The organism is Limnohabitans sp., assembly GCF_040401135.1.
GTDB lineage: Bacteria > Pseudomonadota > Gammaproteobacteria > Burkholderiales > Burkholderiaceae_C > Limnohabitans.
This window is the reverse complement of sequence record NZ_JBBAOV010000018.1, coordinates 7,714-28,089: the sequence shown is the minus strand read 5'-3', so window position 1 is coordinate 28,089 and position 20,376 is coordinate 7,714. Positions and strand designations below refer to the sequence as shown.

Sequence of the window (20,376 nt, the reverse complement as noted above, 5' to 3'; positions counted from 1 at the left end):
TAAACGCTGGCGTGCCTACTCGGCAGCTACTTTCTTGGGTTTGCGCAATTGATTTAATTTGCCCCAAGCAAACACCAACACAGCGCCGCAGGCCGCTGCGGTGAGGTGGAACCAAGAGTTGGCGGCGCTGAAATCGCGCAACACCGCATCGCTGGCCACCGTCTCACCACCCACCCAGCCAATCAAAGCTGCACCCAAGGTGATGATGATGGGGAAGCGCTCCATGAGTTTGATCATCAAGGTGCTGCCGAAAATCACCATGGGAATGCTGATGGCCAAACCGATGATGAGCAGCACCTGGTCGCCTTTGGCGGCGGCGGCCACGGCAATGACGTTGTCCAGGCTCATCACCAAATCGGCGATCAAGATGGTGCGAATGGCTGAAAACAAGCTGCTTTGCTCGCCACCTTCACCTTCGTCTTCGTTTTCACCGGCTAAGAGTTGAGAGCCAATCCACAAAAGCAACAGGCCACCCACAATTTGCAAGTATTCCAAATTCATCAACATGGCGGCCACCACGGTCAAGCCGATGCGCAACACCACGGCCGCGCCAGAGCCAAATAAGATGGCCTTTTTTTGTTGTTCAGGTGGCAAGCTGCGTGCTGCCAAAGCGATCACAACCGCGTTATCTCCAGACAAGATGATGTTGATCCAAATGATCAGCAACAGTCCTAGCCAGAAGTCGGTGCTTTGTAGTAATTCCATTATGTTGCTCCAGACAAAAGGTAGTTTTTCGGCGCTCTGTCAGTAACAGGGCCGTTTTTTGCTGGGTCAGTGTAACGGGCGGTATGTTTGGGCTTGTTCGTAATACTGCTTATGAAATCAACAAATCTAGCAGCGTGCGCGCCACCACCTTGGTCGCTCGCCGCACATCTTCCAGCATCACGCGTTCATCATTGCGCTTGGCGTGACTCTCTCGCACGGTGCGTGGCCCTGCGCCATAGATGACGCCCGGAATGCCTTGCGCCACGTACAAACGCACATCGGTGTAGAGCGGTGTGCCTACTGCAGGAATGGGTTCGCCAAACAAGTGTTTGCCGTGTTTTTGGAGGGCATCCACCAAGGGCTTATTGCCCGCCAGCGGCACCATGGCGTGGGCCAGCAAGAGGCGTTTGATGTCGACCTTCAGCTGCTTGCCGCCACGCGGTGGGTTAAAGCTGGCTGCTGCAACTTGGATGGTGTTGCGAATGGCTGCTTCCACCTCGACAGGGTTCTCTTCGGGAATCATGCGGCGGTCGAGTTTGAACACAATCTTGCCTGGCACCACGTTGGTGTTGGTGCCGCCGCTGATCAGGCCCACGTTCAAGTACGGATGCGTGATGCCTTCGACCTTGGAGGTGATGTGCATGTAATCGGCGTTGAGTGCGTGCAGTGCGTTCAAGATGTGGACCGCACCTTGCAGTGCATCGGTGCCGCTGTCGGGAATGGCCGCGTGAGCCATTTCGCCTTGCACGGTGACTTCCATTTGCAAGCAGCCGTTGTGGGCGGTGACTACTTGGTAGCTAAAGCCTGCGGCGATCATTAAGTCGGGTTTAGTCAGACCGTGCGACAGCAACCAGCCTGGGCCTTTTTCGCCGCCAAATTCTTCGTCGTACGTAAAGTGCAGTTCGACGCCGCCCTTCAACTTCAACCCCAATGATTCAAGCGCACGCGTGGCAAAGGTAAAGGTGGAGAAGTCGCTTTTGCTCACTGCTGTGGCGCGGCCGAACATCGCGCCGTTTTCAATCTCGCCGCCGTAGGGTTGGTGTGCCCAGCCGTCGCCAGGAGGCACTACATCGCCGTGGGCATTGAGCGCAATGGTTTTGCCACCCTCGCCAAACTTGCGGCGCACGATGAGGTTGGTGATGCTTTCCAAGCCATAGGCTTTCACCTCATCGCTGGGCACGGCGTGTTTCTCGGCTTCGTAGCCAAAGGCGTGCAGCAGCTCAGTGGTGCGCTCGGCGTGGGGGGCGTTGTTGCCGGGCGGGGTGTCGGTGGGCACTTGCACCAAGGCTTGCAAGAACTTCACTTGCTCGTCAAAGTGCGCGTCAATCCATGCGTCGAGTTGGGCGTATTGGGTCGTGTGGTTCATGGCTTTTGGGATGTGTTGTGCAGCAAGTGCATGAAGGCGTCGATGGCCAGTTGCATGTCGTCGCTGGTGGTGCTCTCAAGGGGGTTGTGGCTGATGCCTGCGTTTTGGCCGCGTACAAACAGCATGGCTTGGGGCATGACTTCGTGCAGCTTCATCGCGTCGTGGCCTGCGCCGCTGGGTAGGTGGAACACAGGCACGCCCAAGCTTTGCACGGCTTGTTGCCACAAGTCTTGCAGCTTGGCGTTGCTGGGTGCGGCGCTGGCGCGCATGGTTTCTTCTAGGGTGTAGTGCAAGCCACGGCGTTCGCAAATGGCTTTGAGCTCTGCCAGCACGTCTTGCATCAGGCTGTCACGCAGCGCGTTGGTGGTGGCGCGCAGGTCGAGGCTAAATTGACAGCGGCCGGGCACCACGTTGATGGAGCCGTTGGGCACGAAAAGTTGGCCAACAGTGCCAACCAAATTAGGTATTTGAGCGGCACGTTTTTCTACAAACAAAGCCAGCTCGGCTACGGCGGTGGCGGCATCGCGGCGGCGATTCATGGGGGTGGTGCCGGCATGGCTGGCCATGCCGATGATTTCGCCCACAAAGCGCACACTGCCGTTGATAGAGGTCACCACGCCTAAGGGAATGTCTAGCTCGTTGAGCACGGGGCCTTGTTCAACGTGCACTTCCACAAAGCCTAAATATTCTGCGGCGTTGCGGGTGAGTTTGGGGATGTCTTCCATCTTCAAACCCGCATGTTTCATGGCTTGGCGCATGGTCACACCGGCGGCATCTTTTTGTTCTAGCCACTCGTTTTTGAAGTCCCCTACCAAAGCACCAGAGCCCAAGAAGGTGGCTTTGTAGCGTTGTCCTTCTTCTTCGGCAAAGGCGACCACTTCTAGGTTGAAGGGCAGGCGTTGGCCCTTGCGGACCAGTTCACGCACGCAGGCCATGGGCACAAAGATGCCTAGGCGGCCGTCGTACTTGCCGCCGTTGCGCACGGTGTCGTAGTGCGAGCCTGTCATTAAAGTTTTAGCTTGCAATCCACCGTGAGTGGGGGCCGCTTTGTAAATGCCCACCACGTTGCCCACAGCGTCAATGCGCACGTCATCAAAGCCACAGGCTTTCATGCCCATCTCAATCGTGCGAGCACATTGGATGTGCGCATCGGTCAGGTAGGTGACGGTGAGTGCGTCGGGTGCATCGCTGAATTGGGCGAGCCATTCTTGCCAGTCCCACACCTCATGCCCCAGCTCGGGCTGGTAGCCCAGCTTGTCGTTCAAACGAATTTCTACGATGCGGTGGACGTTGCGCAGACATTCGGCCAGTTCGTAGTCGGGGTGGTTGTGCAGGCGGCGCTCAAAGGTTTGAATAATTTGCTGCTTGCTTAAGCCCGTGCCCCGTGGTCCGCGCACCGCCAAGATGAAGGGGAAACCAAACTTGGCGTTGTAGCTGGCGTTGAGCTGCTGGATGTGTGCAAACTCTTGCGCGCTGCAGTGGGTCAGGCCCGCTTTGGCTTGCTCATGGGCTGATTCTGCGGTGAGGCTTTTGCTCACCATCGCCTTGCCAGCCAACTCGGGGTGGGCTCGCACCAAAGCGAGCTGTGGCTCACGGCCAGCATCGTGAAGCACTTTCACCATGGCGTGTTTTAACGCGGCGGCTGAGGCGAATGGACGCTCGTCCAAGGCTTGCGCTGCAATCCAATCGGAGTGCTCGTACAAGCCAGTGAGCAAGGCCACAGCCTGCGCATGGGGCAGGGTGTTGATTTGGTTCAGTGTGATGTGCGGTGTGCTCATGAGGGTGTCCTGTTGTTCAGCTGCCGCTGTAGGGATGGACTTGCTTCCAGTGGCGTGCAATGTCAATGCGGCGGGCCACCCACACCCGGTCGTGTTGGGCGATGTGGTCCAAAAACTTTTGTAGCGCCACGATACGGCCGGGCTTGCCCAGCAAGCGGCAGTGCATGCCAATGCTCATCATCTTGGGCGCGTTAGCGCCGTCGGGGTCGCCCTCGGCATACAGCGCGTCAAAGCTGTCACGCAGATAGATAAAAAAATCGTCGGCTTGGCTGAATCCCTGGGGCAGGCAAAACCGCATGTCGTTGCAGTCGAGCGTGTAGGGCACCACGAGCTGCGGCACCACTTCGCCATCAGATTTTTTGACCTTCATCCAAAAGGGCAGGTCTTCGCCGTAGTAATCGCTGTCGTACTCAAAGCCGCCGTGGTCGGCCACCAAGCGGCGGGTGTTGGGGCTGTCGCGGCCGGTGTACCAGCCCGCGCCGTGGATGCTGTTGCCGTGGGTGGTGTGGGTCAGGCGTTCGAGGATGTCGATGCCCGTGTTCATGTGCGCACGTTCGGTGGCTTCATCCATCGTTTGGTAGTTGAGCCAGCGGTAGCCATGGCAGGCAATTTCGTGGCCCAGTTCCACAAACGCGGTGGTGAGTTCGGGGTGACGCTCCAGCGCCATGCTCACGCCAAACACGGTGAGGGGTAGGCCGCGTTTTTCAAACTCTCGCAAGATGCGCCACACGCCCACGCGTGAGCCGTATTCGTAAATGCCTTCCATGCTCAGGTGTCGGTCGGGAAAGCTGGGCGGGTTAAACATCTCGCTCAAGAACATCTCACTACCTGCGTCGCCATGCAAGGTGGCGTTCTCGCCGCCTTCTTCGTAGTTCAGCACAAACTGCACCGCAATGCGGGCTTGGTTGGGCCATTGCGCGTGGGGCGCATGGCGACCGTAGCCCACCAAGTCGCGGGGGTAAGCGGCGGTGCTGTCGTAGGTGGCGTTGGACATGGGGTGTGCTCCTCGTTGAAAAAGCGCAAGCGTTTAGTTCATAAGCGCAAGCGTTTAGGCCAATGCCATGGCAATGTCGTTGCTGGGCACTTTGCGGTCGAGGGCCAGGCCTTCTTCCACGTTGCGCAAATGCTCGTCCATCAGTTTGACGGCCAAGTCTTCGTCTTTGGCTGCGATAGCTTTCAAAATTTCGGCGTGCTCTTCGGCTGAGTGTTCAGCGGCATTGGTGCTTTGGTACATCAGGGTGATGAGGGCGCAGCGCGAAATCAATTCCCCCAATATTTGGGCCAGCACTTCGTTACCCATTAGCTCGGCCATGCGCACATGGAAGTCGCCCAGCAAGTCAGTGCGGCCCGCCACATCGCCGCGGCTGACGGCGGCTTTTTCTTCCGCCACGTGGTCTTTGAGGGCTTTGATTTGCGCGGGTGTGACGTGGCGCACAAAGCTGCGCGTCATCTCCACTTCAACCATGCGGCGCACGGCAAACACTTGACGAGCCTCGTCCGAGGAGGGGGTGGCCACAAACGCGCCGCGTGCCGGCTCCATGCGGATGAGGCGCTTTTGCACGAGTTGGAACAGCGCTTGACGAATCAGCGTGCGCGACACACCAAAGTGGTCGGCCAGTTTTTGCTCGGCCAGTTTGGTGCCGGGGTGCAGGCGGTGCTCCACAATGGCTTTGGTGAGGGCGTCCACAATGCTGCGGGTGGCTGTTGAGCTGTCCATTTGGGGTCTCCGGCAAATTCACTTGAGCCGCATGATAGACCCAAACGCAAAAATTGTATACACTTTCTGTCGACCAGATCAGTCGCTAACCAATTTTCGGAGCACACCATGGGATTGAGCACACACGTTTTAGACACCATGCACGGCGGCCCCGCAGCCGGCATGCAAGTGTCGCTGTTCACCACCACCGAGGACGGAAAAGCCACCTTGGTCAAGTCGTTCACCCTGAACCACGATGGCCGCAACCCCGACGGCCCGCTGTACGACAACGACAGCCTTCAACGCGGCACCTACCGCTTGGTGTTTGACGTGAAGGGCTACTTTGCCTCGAAGAAGGTTGAATTGCCTGAGCCCAATTTTCTAAACCACGTCAGCTTGGACTTTGGCGTGGCGCACACTGATCAGCACTATCACGTTCCGCTGTTGGTCAGTCCTTGGAGTTACTCGACTTATCGAGGGTCTTAATTTTTTTGTATACCAAGCGGCATACCCGCTGCAGATTTGGGGTGCAAGTCATTAAAATCTGGTTCTTACTTCAGATTTACAAACCCCACACCATGACCCAAGTCACCAACACCGTGCGCTTTGTGCTTGACGGCCAGATCGTTGAAGCCGAGGGCGCACGTCGCACCACCACCGTTCTTGATTACTTGCGCGAGCAGTTGCACCGCACGGGCACCAAAGAAGGTTGCGCCGAAGGCGACTGTGGCGCCTGCGTGGTGATGGTGGGTGAGCTCAACGCGGCTGGCACGGGCGTGGACTATGTGGCCACCAATTCGTGCATCCAGTTGCTGCCTTCGTTGGACGGTAAGTCCATCAAGACGGTGGAAAGCCTGAAAAAAGCCGACGGTACTTTGCACCCCGTGCAAGACGAGATGGTCAAGTGCCACGGCTCACAGTGTGGCTTTTGTACCCCTGGCATCGTGATGAGCTTGGTCAACTTGGTGCAAACCAACACCTCGCCTGTGCGCCAGGAAATCACCGACGCCCTGAGCGGCAATTTGTGCCGTTGCACGGGTTACGCGCCCATCATTGACGCCGCGGCCAAGGCCTGCGAGAAAAAAGCAGCTTTAAAGGTGGACGACAGCGCCGACCTGCCGCTGCTCAAAGAAATCAAGCGTGCCAGCGTGCCCACCATGAGCTTAGAAGGCGACATCATCGTGCAGCCCGTGGTGCGTACCAAAAAAGGCAACGAGTTTGTGTCGCCCGCCACCTTGGCTGAAGTGGCCGATTATTTGGTCAAGCACCCAAGCACCACGCTGCTTGCGGGCAGCACCGAAATCGGTTTGCAGGTGAACAAACAGTTCAGCCGCCCCGACCACATCATGTATTTGGGCAACGTGGCCGAGCTGCGTCAAGTGGCCGATACCGACAAGGTCTGGCGCATCGGCGCTGCCGTGTCGCTGACGCAAGTCGAGGCTTTGGTGGCCCAGGCCTACCCCGACTTCACTGAGGTGCTGCGGCGCTTTGGCTCGCCGCCCATCCGCTCCACTGCAACCTTGGCAGGCAACATCGCCAACGGCTCGCCGATTGGCGACACCATGCCTTGCTTGCTGGCGCTGGGTGCCAACCTCGTGTTGCGCCGCGGCGAGAAGACGCGCAAGGTGTTGCTAGAAAACTTTTACACCGGCATGAAGAAAAACGTTTTAGAGCCTGGTGAGTTCATCGAAGCGGTCGAGCTGCCCAAGCCCGTGACCGGCCAAGTGTTCCGCGCCCACAAAGTGAGCAAGCGGTTCGAGCAAGACATTTCGGCCACCTGCGCAGCCATCAGCTACACGCTGAAAGACGGTAAGTTGTCTGGCGTGAAGCTGGCCTACAACGGCTTGGCGCCTTCGCCCTGCCGTGCCCCCAAGCTCGAGGCTGTGCTCGAGGGCAAGTTGCCCGCTGATGTGAAAGCGGCCGATCTGGACGCCGCGATCACCGCCAGCTTCACCGCTCGCGACGGCTTGCGTGCCACATGGGCTTACCGCGCTTTGGTCGCCCGCAACCTGGCCCTTGAATTCATCGAAGAACAGAAAGAGGTGGCTTGAATGAACGCTCCTACCGCACTCAAAAACCTGTTGCCTGAGTCAGGCGTTCAGCAGGGCAAAGAGCTGGTGCACGAGTCCGCGCACCTGCACGTCACCGGCTCGGCCACCTACATTGACGACATCCCTGAGCACGCAGGCACCTTGTATGCCGCGCTCATCTTGTCGCCTGTGGCGCATGGTGAATTGATCGGCGACGGCATTGACCGCGAAGCCATCCTGCGTGAGCACGGCGTGGTGGCGGTCTACACCGCCAAAGACATTCCCGGCGAAAACAACTGTGGCCCCATCATCCATGACGACCCTTTCCTCGCCGCTGGTAAGGTGGAGTTCATCGGCCAGGCCGTGGCCGTGGTCGTGGCGCGCGACATGCTGTATGCCCGCGAAGCCGCTCACAAAGCCAAGGTGTTGGTGAAAGAACTCCCACCCATCTTGACGGTGGAAGAGGCGATGGCAGCGGGCAGCTTCATCATGCCGCCCAAGGGCATCACCCGTGGCGACGCGGCGGGGGCAATCGCCAACGCGCCTCACAAAATCAAGGGCTCTACCCGCACCGGCCAGCAAGAGCAGTTTTACCTGGAAGGCCAGATCACTTACGCCGTGCCCAAAGAAGATGGTCAGCTCACGCTGTACGTGTCGACCCAACACCCCGACGGCAACCAGCGCGAAGCCGCGCACGCCCTGAACCTGCACACCAACGATGTAGAGGTAATTTGCCGCCGCATGGGGGGCGGCTTTGGTGGCAAAGAAGGCAACGCCAGCATCTTTAGCCAAAGCGCTGCGCTGGCCGCGTTCAAACTGCAAAAGCCCGTCAAGCTGCGCGTGAACCGCGACGACGACATGACCATCACTGGCAAGCGCCACGATTTCCGCATCGACTACGAAGTGGGCTTTGACGACAACGGCCGCGTGCTGGGCGCGGACATCACGCTCATGTCGCGCTGTGGCTACAGCACCGACTATTCAGGCCCTGTGAACGACCGCGCCTGTTTGCACATCGACAACACCTATCACTTGCCCACACTCAAGCTCGTGAGCCACCGCTGCAAGACCAACACGCAAAGTGCTACCGCTTTCCGTGGTTTCGGTGGCCCGCAGGGCATGTTTGGCATTGAGACGGTGATGGACGAAATTGCGATGACCTTGGGCAAAGACCCCTTGGAAGTGCGCAAGCTCAACCTCTACAAAGACCCCGCCATCAGCGGCACGCCCGACACCATGACCACCCAATACAACCAGCTCATCGAAGACTGGGTGGGTGACAAGGTGATCGACCAAGTGGAGCAGGAATCGAAATACACCGAGCGCCGTGCCCAGGTGCAAGCCTTCAACGCCAAGAGCAAAACCCGTAAGCGCGGCTTGGCGCTGGTGCCACTAAAGTTCGGCATCAGCTTTACCGCCACCCACCTGAACCAAGGCGGCGCGTTGCTGGTGATTTATATGGACGGCTCGGTGAGCTGCAACCACGGCGGCACCGAAATGGGCCAAGGCCTGAACACCAAGATGGCGCAGGTGTGTGCCGATGGCTTGGGCATCAGCGTGGACCATGTGCGCATCACCGCCACCGATTCGCAAAAAGTGCCCAATGCTTCGGCCACTTCGGCGTCCAGCGGTGCCGATATCAACGGCGCGGCCATCATGAACGCCACCGCACAAATGCGCGAACGCTTAAAGCCAGTGGCGGCTCGCATGTTGGGTTGCGCTGAAAGCGATGTGACGTTTGCCAACAACGAACTGCACGGCGGCGGTAAAGCTGTGAAGTGGGCCGACGTGACCAAGCAAGCGTATATGGACCGTGTGGGCTTGTCGGTCACGGGCTTTTACATGACGCCCGAAATTAAATACGACTTCGCCACCCTAAATGGCCGTGCTTTCTATTACTACTGCTACGGCGCTGCCGTGAGCGAAGTGGAAATCGACACCCGCACGGGCGAGTGGTGGCTCAAAGCAGTGGACATCGTGCACGACGTGGGCCGCAGCATCAACCCCGCATTGGACAAAGGCCAGATCGAAGGCGCTTATGTGCAAGGCATGGGCTGGCTCACCATGGAAGAGTGCATTTGGGACAAGAAGGGCAAGCTGCTCACGCACGGCCCCAGCACCTACAAAATTCCGGTAGCGGGAGACATTCCAGAGCACTTCAAGGTCACGCTGTTTGACAACGCCAACCTGAAGCCAACACCTTTCAACAGCAAGGCCACAGGCGAACCGCCGTTGATGCTGGGCTTGTCGGCCTTCTTCGCCTTGCGCGATGCGGTGGCGGCCAGCGCCAACCACCAAGCCGTGGTGCACCTGGACGCACCGGCTACGCCTGAGCGCATCTTGATGGCGTGTGAAGCCGTCAAGGCCAAGGCCGCGGCTTAAGCCCTACGTGCCACGCCACACCGCTGAGCTGCTGATCCAACTCCAACATGCCGACGGCGTGTTGGTGTCGGTCGACAGCGTGCAGGGCTCGGGCCCACGCGAGGTGGGCGCTTGGATGGCGGTGTTTCCGCAGACTTTGGTCAACACCATTGGCGGTGGGCATTTGGAGTTTCAGGCGATCACAGAAGCGCGTGCTTTTATGGCGCGTCCCGTTTCTGAAAATTCCGCAAGCTCAGCGACCCACGAAGACAACGCACTCACAACCCGCTATGCCCTAGGCCCCGCCTTGGGCCAATGCTGCGGTGGTGTGGTGCATTTGAAGTTCGAGCGCATCAGCGCTGCCGACGCAACGGCACTCAAACAACGACTCTTGGCTAACGGCCAACCTGTTGCACTCTTTGGCGGCGGCCACGTGGGCCGTGCCTTGGTGAACGTGCTTAGCACTTTGCCCTACAACGTGCAGTGGGTTGATAGCCGAGACGAAATCTTTCCAACGCAACTGCCCCCCAACGTGGTGTGCGAACACTCTGACCCAGTGCATGCAGCCGTGGCCGATTTACCCAGCGGTGTAAGCGTGCTCATCATGAGCTTTAGCCATGCCGAAGATTTAGACGTGGTGGCGGCTTGTTTGAAACGTCAACGCCTACATGGCGATTTGAAGTTTGTCGGGCTCATTGGCAGCAAAACCAAGTGGGCCACGTTTCAACACCGCCTCGAGGCCAAAGGCTTTACCGCCGAAGAGCTTGCGTTTATCACTTGTCCCATAGGTGTGAGTGGCATCACGGGCAAAGAGCCCGAAGTGATTGCGGTGTCGGTGGCGGCGCAGCTGTTGCAGTTCCAGTTGCCGACTTGAAAGCTCAATCCAGTTTGGCTTGCGAGAGGTCAAACAAAGGCTTGGGCATTTCAAGTTTCATGTTTTCCAAGGTCTGTACCAACAAGCTCGCCACAAACAAATCGCGGTAAGGCTTGGAGTCTGCGGGTACCACATACCAAGGCGCATTCTTGGTGCTGGTGGCCGACAGCGCATCTTCGTAGGCCTCGGCAAACTTGGGCCACAACTGGCGGTCTTCGAAGTCTGAGGGTTGCAGCTTCCAGTGTTTAAGTGGGTCATCTAGGCGAGATTGCAGGCGTTTTTTTTGCTCAGCTTTGGAAATATGCAGATAGCATTTAACCATGCTGATGCCTTCGTCATGAAGCATGGACTCAAAGTTTTTGATGTGCTCGTAGCGTGCTTCACAGGTGTCTTTTTTTACCCAACCGCGGACTCGTGTGACAAGCACGTCTTCGTAGTGGCTGCGGTTAAAAATTACCATCTCACCCCGCGCTGGTGTTTTTTGGTGAACGCGCCACAAGAAGTCGTGGTTTTTTTCTAATTCGCTGGGTGCGCCAAAGGCTTCAGCACGCACGCCCAAGGGGCTGATGTGGGTAAACACACTGCGAATCACGCCGTCTTTGCCTGCGGTGTCCATGCCTTGAAATACCACCAACAAACCTTTTTGCTTGCTCGCATGCAAAGTGCTTTGTTGCTTATTAAGTTTGTCGCCTAGTTTTTTGAGATTGTCTTTCCACTCTTCTTCAGTGGGTAAATCTTTGGATTTTGGCAAAGTGTCGATGTTATTGAGCTTGAAATCGTCCTTGGGTTTGATACGCCATGGTGAAAAGTCATTGAGTTCCATGGCTTGAGTGTATGCACATGAAAGCCCGCTGCTGCTGGTGTGTGAAAGACCAACTTAAAAGCAAGGCATCAGGTGCGCTGTTTCAGTGGGCTCTGACAAATAGCCGACCGCTGGAAAGTGTTTACCAATGCAGTTTTGCATACCTATTTCATCAGTCACCCTATACAAATGGCTTTGCACAATCGTGCTTTTTCTTGCCAAAGCTTGTGCGGCCGAGGCTTGAAGTCCAAGGGATTTCATTGCAGGGGCTGTGATCGCGTCGTTTCCTGAAATAAAACATGCGGAAAGTGCTTGACCACCAACTTTGACAGGGGTTCCTGAGTACACGTCCATCAAGTCCAGAATAGAGACACCAATTACCTCGTCTGAATTGCCCATGGATGCCATGGAGAATTGGTCTGCTTGGGATAGCACCTCAACCTTTGTTGCCCTAGCATGGCGAGAGCAATGCCACACAGGATCAGCCCAGCAGTTCGCAATAGCCAAAACCGAGATGAGTAAGAATGAATTGTTTTTCATTGGCTGCTTCGTAATATATGAATATTTTAAAACTCATTGTTGTGGGCTTGTCTATTATTCTTGTCCAATTGCTGCGGACAACAACTGTATGCAGGTTGACTTTGGGAATTTCTAGAATCAAGACATGAAAAAAATTGCGATCATCGGCGGCGGCATTACGGGCGTAACCACCGCATACGCCTTGGCCAAACGCGGCTTTGCCGTGACTTTGTTTGAGCGCCACCGCTACGCCGCCATGGAAACCTCGTTTGCCAACGGGGGACAGCTTTCAGCGTCCAACGCCGAGGTGTGGAACAACGGGGGCACCATCCTTAAGGGCCTCAAGTGGATGCTTAAAAACGACGCGCCGTTGTTGGTTAACCCCGCACCGACTTGGCACAAATTGTCTTGGTTTGCCGAGTTCATCGCCGCCATACCCCATTACGAACGCAACACGATCGAGACCGCGCGTTTGGCGGTGGCCGCCCGTGAGCATTTGTTTGCATGGGCTGCAGAGGAGGGCATTGACTTTGACCACAAGCGCGAAGGCATTCTGCACATCTACCGCGATAAAAAAGGGTTTGACCACGCTGGCAAGGTGTCGGTCATGCTGGCCAAAGGCGGCCTGCCACGACGCGCTGTGACGCCTGCTGAGATGAAAGCCATTGAGCCCACTTTGGCAGGTAGCTACTTTGGTGGGTACTTTACTGAGAGCGACTCCACGGGCGATATTCACAAGTTCACCCATGGTTTGTCATTGGCCGCCGCGCGCTTGGGCGTGCACACTTTGTACGATCAAGATGTGACGCAGCTCAGCAGCAATGGCCATCAAGCCGTGGTTACCGTGGGTGAGGGCGCTGCGCAAACCTTGCACACCTTTGACGGCCTGGTGGTGTGCGCCGGTGTGGCCAGCCGCAACTTTGCTGCTCAGTTGGGTGACCGCGTGAACATTTACCCCGTCAAAGGCTATTCGATCACCGTGAACTTGTTGGACGAGGCGAGCCAATCCGGCGCGCCGAATGTGAGCTTGCTTGACGACGAAACCAAACTGGTGACCAGTCGCTTAGGTGTGGACCGTTTCCGGGTGGCGGGCACGGCCGAGTTCAACGGCATTGACCGTGACATTCGTGACGACCGCATTCAACCGCTGATCAAGTGGGTCGCGCAATGCTTCCCCAACATCAACACGCGTTCGGTCGTTCCCTGGGCGGGGCTGCGCCCCATGATGCCCAACATGATGCCGCGCGTGGGCAAGGGCATTGCGCCCAACGTGTTTTACAACACAGGCCATGGCCACTTGGGCTGGACCTTGTCGGCCATCACCGCAGACATGGTGGCGGGGGTGGTGGCGGGGGCCATGCCCTAAGCGACGCTGGGGTTTGCCTAGAAACATTACACTCAGCTTCACCTGTCGCAGCGGAGCAGGGCACATGTAGCCCTTGTTCGCGACCCTCATGCCATTCAGAGCGCCCGCAGTGGTGAATGGCAACTTTGACTGAAAAGACTGAGGCTTCGACATGGATAGCTATTTTTTAGACTGGGCCAACCTGCTGCTGCGTTGGGTGCACGTCATCACCGCCATTGCGTGGATTGGTTCTTCCTTTTACTTCGTCTTCTTAGACAATAACCTGATCAAACCCAACTCACCCGATCTGCTAGAAAAAGGTGTGGACGGCGCGATGTGGGCGGTGCACGGCGGCGGTTTTTATAACCCGCAAAAGTACATGGTGGCCCCCAAAAAGATTCATACCAAGCTGCACTGGTTTTATTGGGAAGCCTACTCTGCTTGGCTCAGCGGCTTTGCTTTGTTCACCGTGTTGTACCTTTGGAACGCGGGCACGTTCTTGATCGACAAGTCGCTCATGGACTGGTCGCCTGCTGCGGCCATCACCGCAGCGCTGAGCTTCTTGGTTGCGTTTTGGTTGATCTACGACGCGGTGTGTCGCGTGTTTGGTTTTCGTGAAAATGCAGAGCGCTGGGTGGCGCTGACCATGATTGTGGTGGTCGCATTTGCAGCTTGGTTGTCGTGCCAGTTGTTTGCGGGCCGTGCGGCCTTCCTTCTGGTGGGGGCGATGATCGCCACGGCCATGAGCGCCAATGTGTTCTTTTGGATCATCCCAGGTCAGCGCAAAGTGGTGGCTGCCATGACCTCCGGCGTGGCCATGGACCCCAAGGAACTGGCCACACACGGCAAGCGTGGCAAGCAGCGCAGCGTGCACAACACGTACTTCACGCTGCCTGTGCTCTTTGCGATGCTCAGCAACCACTACAGCTTCTTGTACACCTCCGAACACAACTGGGTCATCTTGGTGATGATGATGTTGGCGGGCGCCTTGATTCGCCAATTCTTCGTTCAACGCCACGGCTACCACTTGGGCCGCGCCAAAAATCCACTGCCGTTTGCCATTGCAGGCGTGGTAATTTTGCTCGGCGTGATTGTGTGGATGCGACCTGCGCCATCTGCTGCACCTGCGGCTCTTAGCAATGCGCCGGTCACTTTTGCCGAGGTCAATGTCATCTTTGAGCAGCGCTGCATCAGCTGCCACGGTGAACAAGTGCAAATGAAAAACGTGCGGATGGACACCTCTGAAGGCATCAAGCAACATACCTTGGGCATCTACCAACAAGCGGTGGTGACCCGACAAATGCCCATGAATAATGCAACGGGTATTACCGAGGCAGAGCGTGCAACCATCAAGCGTTGGTATGAAGCCGGAGCTGCGCTGAGATAATCAGCGCCTATGAAATTGCGTTTGATGCTGGCGCTCGCCAGCGCTCATTTTTTTGTTGTTGCTTATGCGGGCGAAGTGACGGTGGCCGTCGCCGCCAACTTCACCGCCCCCATGCAAAAAATCGCCCAAGCGTTTGAGCAAGACACGGGACACAAAGCGCACTTGGCCTTTGGCTCAACAGGCAAGTTTTATGCGCAAATCAAAAACGGTGCGCCATTTGCTGCGCTGTTGGCTGCGGATGACAAAACCCCAGAGCGTTTAGAAAAAGAAGGCTTGGCTGTTATTGGCACTCGTTTTACCTATGCCACGGGCCGCTTGGCGTTGTGGAGCAAAAGCTCCAATTTGGTGGATGACAAAGGCGAGGTGTTGCGTAGCCCCAATTTGGACAAACTGGGTATTCAAAAAATTGCCATGGCCGACCCCAAGATTGCTCCCTACGGCGCAGCGGCGATGGAGGTGATCCACAAAATGGGGGTGCAAGCCAACGTTGTACCGAAGCTGGTGCAAGGCGAAAGCATCGGCCAAACCTACCAATTCGTCAGCACCGAAAACGCGCAACTGGGCTTTGTGGCCTTGTCGCAAATCTCGCTCAGCGGGCGCATCACCCAAGGCTCTGCTTGGGTTGTGCCCCAAAGCATGCACACGCCGCTCAAGCAAGACGCCGTATTGCTCAACGTTGGCAAAGACAACGCAGCGGCACTTGCGCTGCTGAAGTATTTGCAAGGTGATAAAGCCAAAACCATCATTCGCCAGTACGGTTACGCCTTGTAAAGTGTGGGTATGAATTTAAGCGCCGAAGATTTCCAAGCCATCGCGCTGACCTTGCAACTTGCCAGCGTCACCACCGTGCTGTTGCTGTTGCTGGCCACGCCTGTGGCTTGGTGGCTGGCGCACACGCGTTCGGCCTGGCGTGCGCCTGTGGCATCGCTTGTCGCGCTGCCTTTGGTGTTGCCGCCGACAGTGCTGGGTTTTTATTTGTTGATTGCCTTGGGCCCCAATGGTCCGATTGGTCAGTTCACGCAGTGGGCGGGGTGGGGCTTGTTGGCGTTTAGCTTTTGGGGATTGGTGCTGGGCTCCATCTTGTATTCGCTGCCGTTTGCAGTGCAACCACTGGTCAACGCGTTTGAAGCCATGGGCCCTCGCCCGATGGAAGTAGCCGCCACTTTGCGGGCTAGTAAGTGGGATGCGTTTTTTACCGTGGCCGTGCCCCTGGCCAAGCCCGGCTTTGTGATGGCCGCCATGTTGAGCTTTGCGCACACGGTGGGTGAGTTTGGCGTGGTGCTGATGATTGGCGGCAACATCCCCGACAAAACGCGCGTGGTGTCGACCCAAATTTACGGCCATGTGGAGGCGATGGAATATTCACAAGCCCACGGCTTGGCGGGTGTGATGTTGGTGTTTTCGTTTGTGGTGTTGTTGGGGCTGTCGTGGTTTAACCGTCGCTCTGATCAACGTAAAAAGGCGGGCGCATGAACATCCATTTGCAGCTAGACATTGCGCGTGCCGACTTTGATGTGTCGGTCGATGTGCAGTTGCCTGCGCGTGGCATTACCGTTGTTTTCGGTCCCTCGGGCTGCGGTAAAACCACCTTGCTGCGCTGCGTGGCGGGGCTAGAACCATCAGCGCGTGGACTGGTGCAACTGGGCCACGAGGTGTGGCAAGACGACGCAACAAATGGCGGCAGACGAGTGCGCCTGCCCACGCACCAACGCGCCTTGGGTTATGTGTTTCAAGAGGCATCGTTGTTTGACCATCTGGATGTGGCGGGCAATTTGGCCTATGGCCACCAACGCGCCGAAAAAGGCAGCGCCAACGCGATGAGCCGAGCCGTGCAGCAGCAAGCCATCGAGCTGCTGGGCATTGGCCACTTGCTTAAGCGTCGCAGCCACGAGCTATCGGGTGGCGAGCGTCAACGCGTGGCCATTGCCCGCGCCTTGGTCACACAACCGCGCTTGTTGTTGCTTGACGAACCCTTAGCCTCGCTCGACCACGCACGTCGACAAGAAGTGCTGCCGTGGTTAGAAAAACTGCGTGACGACTTGAACATTCCCATGCTCTACGTGACCCACGCGGTAGACGAAGTGGCGCGCTTGGCCGACACGCTGGTGGTGATGAACCAGGGCCGTGTGCAAGCCAACGGCCCTGTGACCGAAGTGCTGACCCAAGCCAACCTGCCCGTGGTGTTGGGCGAAGACGCAGGTGCGTTGCTCACGGGCATGGTGCTGAACATCGACACCCAATGGCACTTAGCCCAAGTGGGCTTTGCCGGTGGTGCGCTCTGGGTGCGCGACAGCGGCTTGGCGGTGGGCCAAACCGTGCGCCTGCGTGTGTTGGCTCGTGACGTGAGCGTGACGCTGGGTGAAGCCACACAGACCAGCATTCAAAACCACGTGCCCTGCGTGGTGGATGCCATGACCCCCGAGGCCCACCCCTCACAAATCCTGCTGCGCTTGCGCTGTGGCGACACCGTGTTGCTGGCGCGCGTGACCGCGCGGGGCGTGCATGCTCTGGGGCTGCAAGTGGGCATGTCCGCGTGGGCGCAGGTGAAGTCGGTGGCGCTGGTTAAGTAAACCCATGAATTGACAGTCAACGGCTTGTCACTTTGGTGATGCGCGTGAACGTGGGCCTTGTGCGATAGTCTTTTTGCCCTGTTCCCAAATTCAGAGGGCGACAACACAAGGAGACATCATGCGTTCACTTCCTCAACAATGGCGAAAGATATGCGCCGCCGGTCTGCTGGGGCTGCTGTCCCTAGCGCTTCATCCGGCCGCCATGGCGCAGGCCTATCCCAACAAACCCATCAAAATGATCGTGCCCTTCCCTGCAGGGGGCACCACCGACATCGTCGCCCGAATGGTTGCCCAGCGCATGAGCGAGTCCATGGGACAACCCGTCACAGTGGACAACCGCGGTGGCGCTGGCGGCGCGATTGGTGCGGACATGATGGCCAAAGCCGCCCCTGATGGCTACACCATCATGATGCACAACCTGTCGTTCCCACTCGCTTCAGTGGCGCAAACTCTGGCCAACCGTTCGCCCTTTAATGTGGACACCGACTTTGCGGGTGTCTCCATTGCGGTGTATGTGCCTTTTGTGTGGACCGCCAACCCTAGCGTGCCCGCCAAAGACTTGAAAGAGTTGGCCGCCCTGTTGCGTGCCAACCCTGCGCTGCAATACAACTACGGCTCCACCGGCCCAGGCTCGACCATGCACGTGCTGGGTGAGGCGTTCAAAAAAGACGGCAAGGTTGACATTGCACACATTCCATTCAAGGGCGCGGCTCCGCTCAAGCAAGAGCTGTTGGCGGGTCGACTGCAAGTGGGCGGCGATCAGTTGTCGTCCTCTTTGGCTGAAATCAGGGCAGGCACATTGAAGGCCTTGGCCACCACCGCCTCTAAGCGTATTCCTGGTCTGCCTGATGTTCCGACGGTCAAAGAATTGGGCTTTCCTAATTTGGAGCTCGAAGGCTGGAACGGCGTGTTTGCCCCTGCCAAAACCCCCAAGGACATCATTGACCGCTTGAACAAAGAAGTCATCGCTGCGGTGCGTCACCCCGATGTGGTGAAACGCTTGAACGACTTGGGCGCGGAAGGCGTGGGCTCAACCCCTGCCGAGCAAGATGCCATGTTGCGTCGGCAGATGGATCAATTTCGCGCCATCATTCGCGAAATGCGCCTTGAGTAACGAGGCGTCTAGGGCGGCCGTCGCGTCCTAAGCGCGGCTGCCTTGCGATAACCACCACACCAGCAGTTCCGTGCAGTCGCGGTCGTCCAGTCCGCTGTGCGCCGCTGACTCAAACTGTTGCAAGGCCAAGGCGGTCAAGGGCAACTGCTTGTGCGTGGCTTGGCCTTGGTCCAGCATGGCTTGCATGTCTTTGCGCATCGTCGACACATTGACGGTGACCTGATCGCTTTTGTGTTGGCTCAGCGTCTGTGCAATCATGCCGCCGCGCACCTTCAGCATATTGGGCCCGCCAGAGGTGTCCGCAAAAATATCAATCACCCGCTTGGGGTCTAGACCCAGTGGCTCGACCAAAGACAAAGCCTCGCCCAAGGTTTGCCAATACACCATCAATGGCAAATTGATGGCCAGCTTCATGGTGGCACCTGCGCCGTGCGGGCCCACGTGCTCCACACGCCGACAAATCACATCCAGCAAAGCTTTGACCTTGAGCAATTCTTGCGCGTCCCCGCCCACAAAACCCAGCAACTTGCCTTCTTTGGCAGGGCCCACACTGCCGCCCACGGGGCACTCTAAAAAAGTGGCCTTCACCGCCTGGGCACGCTGGGCCAACTCTTGCGGTTTGGCAGGTCGAACGGTGCTCATGTCGATGAAAATTTTGTTTGCTACATGACCCGCCAGCAAGCCGGAATCACCGCCATACACCTCATCAATCGCGGCCTCGTTGGTCAGCAAGGTGATGACCACATCCACCGACTCGGCCAACGCTTTGGGCGAATCCGCCCATGTCGCGCCTGCATCCAGCAGGGGTTGTGCGCGCTGTGCGCTGCGGTTCCACACGGTCAGGGAATGCCCCGTCGACAACAGTCGAGCGCCAACAGCTGCGCCCATCTTGCCAATGCCTGCGATACCAATCTGCATGTCTGTCTCCTGTTATAAAAATAGATGCATCAGATTTTGAGTGAACTTTTGATACTTTGCTGTAACCTAAATTCCTCGCTTGATCACTTGCCAATACTGCCACCCAGTGCAATGCCGTTTTGACACCATGGTTTTGAAGCCGCTGAGTTATCTGTTTTAAATTGTTGTTACGCCCTTATCTGGTGGCATGACTTTTTTGTCACCCAAGTGGTTTCCACAGGGGCTGAGCCGCGTTGGGCACGGCACAATTTGCCGATGCAAAAAGCAAGCCCCACCACGCCGCACTTCGCCACCCACCCAAACGAATTTTTAGCCGCGCTGTACCAGGCGGCCGTCAACCGCGCTTTGCCCTTGCACAACACTGCCGCCTATCTGCCGCCGCCACCCAAGGGTCGCACCGTGGTGTTGGGCGCAGGCAAAGCGGGCGGTGCGATGGCCCAAGCGGTCGAGGCGTTGTGGCCCGTTGACAAACCCTTGTCGGGGCTCGTGGTCACGCGTTACCACCACACGCCACCACGACCAGCGGGTGTGCCCGAACGCATTGAGGTGGTCGAGGCATCGCACCCCGTGCCCGATGCGGCGGGCCTCGCGGCTGCCGAGCGCATCTTGCAATTGACCCAAGGCCTGACCGAAGATGACTTGGTGCTCTTTCTCATCTCAGGCGGCGGCTCGGCTTTGCTCACCCTGCCGGCCGATGGTTTGACGCTGGAAGACAAGCAACGCATCAACCGCGATCTGCTCAACAGCGGCGCAGGCATTGGCGAGATGAACTGCGTGCGCAAGCACCTCTCACGCATCAAAGGTGGCCGCTTGGCTGCTGCGTGTGCGCCCGCGCAAGTGGTGACGCTGACCATCAGTGACGTGCCGGGCGACGATCCATCGGTCATCGCCAGTGGCCCCACCGTGCCAGA

At 57.6% G+C, this 20,376-nt stretch carries 19 protein-coding genes; 11 read left to right on the top strand and 8 right to left on the bottom strand.

Annotated elements, in window-relative coordinates; genetic code table 11:
- Positions 1-15 precede the first annotated feature (15 nt).
- The 5 genes from ABWP81_RS06755 to ABWP81_RS06735 all read right to left on the bottom strand — a co-directional run bounded on the left by ABWP81_RS06755 (position 16) and on the right by ABWP81_RS06735 (position 5,566).
- Positions 16-705, bottom strand: coding sequence for a TerC family protein (locus tag ABWP81_RS06755; RefSeq protein ID WP_353136037.1), 690 nt, complete (start codon positions 703-705; stop codon positions 16-18).
- A gap of 109 nt (positions 706-814) precedes the next feature.
- Entirely contained in the window at positions 815-2,071 is a 1,257-nt protein-coding gene (locus ABWP81_RS06750) for a M20 family metallopeptidase (RefSeq protein ID WP_353140492.1), read from the bottom strand.
- Positions 2,068-3,849, bottom strand: coding sequence for a 2-oxo-4-hydroxy-4-carboxy-5-ureidoimidazoline decarboxylase (gene uraD / locus ABWP81_RS06745; protein ID WP_353140490.1), 1,782 nt, complete (start codon positions 3,847-3,849; stop codon positions 2,068-2,070). Before uraD ends, ABWP81_RS06750 begins: the two co-directional genes overlap by 4 nt.
- A 16-nt stretch (positions 3,850-3,865) precedes the next feature.
- On the bottom strand, positions 3,866-4,843 hold the full coding sequence (gene puuE / locus ABWP81_RS06740) for an allantoinase PuuE (RefSeq protein WP_353140488.1): 978 nt from the start codon (positions 4,841-4,843) through the stop codon (positions 3,866-3,868).
- A gap of 54 nt (positions 4,844-4,897) precedes the next feature.
- Positions 4,898-5,566 (bottom strand): GntR family transcriptional regulator, encoded by a 669-nt coding sequence (locus ABWP81_RS06735; RefSeq protein WP_353140486.1) that lies wholly within the window; start codon positions 5,564-5,566, stop codon positions 4,898-4,900.
- A 108-nt stretch (positions 5,567-5,674) separates the two neighbouring features.
- On the opposite strand from ABWP81_RS06735, the gene uraH reads away from it, so the two are divergent.
- The 4 genes from uraH (at position 5,675) to xdhC (ending at position 10,810) form a co-directional block, all read left to right on the top strand.
- Entirely contained in the window at positions 5,675-6,031 is a 357-nt protein-coding gene (uraH, locus tag ABWP81_RS06730) for a hydroxyisourate hydrolase (RefSeq protein ID WP_353140484.1), read from the top strand.
- A 92-nt stretch (positions 6,032-6,123) separates the two neighbouring features.
- Positions 6,124-7,596 (top strand): xanthine dehydrogenase small subunit, encoded by a 1,473-nt coding sequence (gene xdhA / locus ABWP81_RS06725; RefSeq protein ID WP_353140482.1) that lies wholly within the window; start codon positions 6,124-6,126, stop codon positions 7,594-7,596.
- On the top strand, positions 7,597-9,957 hold the full coding sequence (xdhB, locus tag ABWP81_RS06720) for a xanthine dehydrogenase molybdopterin binding subunit (protein ID WP_353140480.1): 2,361 nt from the start codon (positions 7,597-7,599) through the stop codon (positions 9,955-9,957). It begins immediately after the preceding gene.
- 7 nt (positions 9,958-9,964) lie between these two features.
- Complete coding sequence (gene xdhC, locus ABWP81_RS06715) at positions 9,965-10,810, top strand: xanthine dehydrogenase accessory protein XdhC (RefSeq protein WP_353140478.1); 846 nt, start codon at positions 9,965-9,967, stop codon at positions 10,808-10,810.
- A 4-nt stretch (positions 10,811-10,814) separates the two neighbouring features.
- Here the strand turns inward: xdhC and ABWP81_RS06710 are convergent, their stop codons facing one another.
- Complete coding sequence (locus tag ABWP81_RS06710; RefSeq protein ID WP_353140476.1) at positions 10,815-11,633, bottom strand: PPK2 family polyphosphate kinase; 819 nt, start codon at positions 11,631-11,633, stop codon at positions 10,815-10,817.
- 54 nt (positions 11,634-11,687) lie between these two features.
- The gene (locus tag ABWP81_RS06705) at positions 11,688-12,152 is read right to left on the bottom strand and encodes a hypothetical protein (RefSeq protein ID WP_353140474.1); all 465 of its coding nucleotides are present in this window, start codon (positions 12,150-12,152) and stop codon (positions 11,688-11,690) included.
- 124 nt (positions 12,153-12,276) lie between these two features.
- On the opposite strand from ABWP81_RS06705, the gene ABWP81_RS06700 reads away from it, so the two are divergent.
- The 6 genes from ABWP81_RS06700 (at position 12,277) to ABWP81_RS06675 (ending at position 18,547) form a co-directional block, all read left to right on the top strand.
- The gene (locus ABWP81_RS06700) at positions 12,277-13,497 is read left to right on the top strand and encodes a D-amino acid dehydrogenase (protein WP_353140472.1); all 1,221 of its coding nucleotides are present in this window, start codon (positions 12,277-12,279) and stop codon (positions 13,495-13,497) included.
- Between the two features lie 151 nt (positions 13,498-13,648).
- A complete protein-coding gene (locus ABWP81_RS06695) occupies positions 13,649-14,863 on the top strand; it encodes a urate hydroxylase PuuD (RefSeq protein WP_353140470.1) in 1,215 nt (404 codons plus the stop codon).
- 9 nt (positions 14,864-14,872) lie between these two features.
- Complete coding sequence (modA, locus tag ABWP81_RS06690) at positions 14,873-15,634, top strand: molybdate ABC transporter substrate-binding protein (protein WP_353140468.1); 762 nt, start codon at positions 14,873-14,875, stop codon at positions 15,632-15,634.
- A gap of 9 nt (positions 15,635-15,643) precedes the next feature.
- A complete protein-coding gene (modB, locus tag ABWP81_RS06685) occupies positions 15,644-16,336 on the top strand; it encodes a molybdate ABC transporter permease subunit (RefSeq protein WP_353136369.1) in 693 nt (230 codons plus the stop codon).
- The gene (gene modC / locus ABWP81_RS06680; protein WP_353140466.1) at positions 16,333-17,433 is read left to right on the top strand and encodes a molybdenum ABC transporter ATP-binding protein; all 1,101 of its coding nucleotides are present in this window, start codon (positions 16,333-16,335) and stop codon (positions 17,431-17,433) included. The genes modB and modC overlap by 4 nt, the downstream gene beginning before the upstream one ends.
- 118 nt (positions 17,434-17,551) lie before the next feature.
- Positions 17,552-18,547: a Bug family tripartite tricarboxylate transporter substrate binding protein gene (locus ABWP81_RS06675; RefSeq protein ID WP_353140464.1), complete on the top strand. Its 996-nt coding sequence runs from the start codon at positions 17,552-17,554 to the stop codon at positions 18,545-18,547.
- A gap of 27 nt (positions 18,548-18,574) precedes the next feature.
- Here the strand turns inward: ABWP81_RS06675 and ABWP81_RS06670 are convergent, their stop codons facing one another.
- Entirely contained in the window at positions 18,575-19,465 is an 891-nt protein-coding gene (locus tag ABWP81_RS06670) for an NAD(P)-dependent oxidoreductase (RefSeq protein WP_353140462.1), read from the bottom strand.
- A 255-nt stretch (positions 19,466-19,720) separates the two neighbouring features.
- Here ABWP81_RS06670 and ABWP81_RS06665 point away from each other — a divergent pair.
- A partial coding sequence (locus ABWP81_RS06665; RefSeq protein WP_353140460.1) for a glycerate kinase type-2 family protein occupies positions 19,721-20,376 on the top strand: 656 nt, incomplete at its 3' end.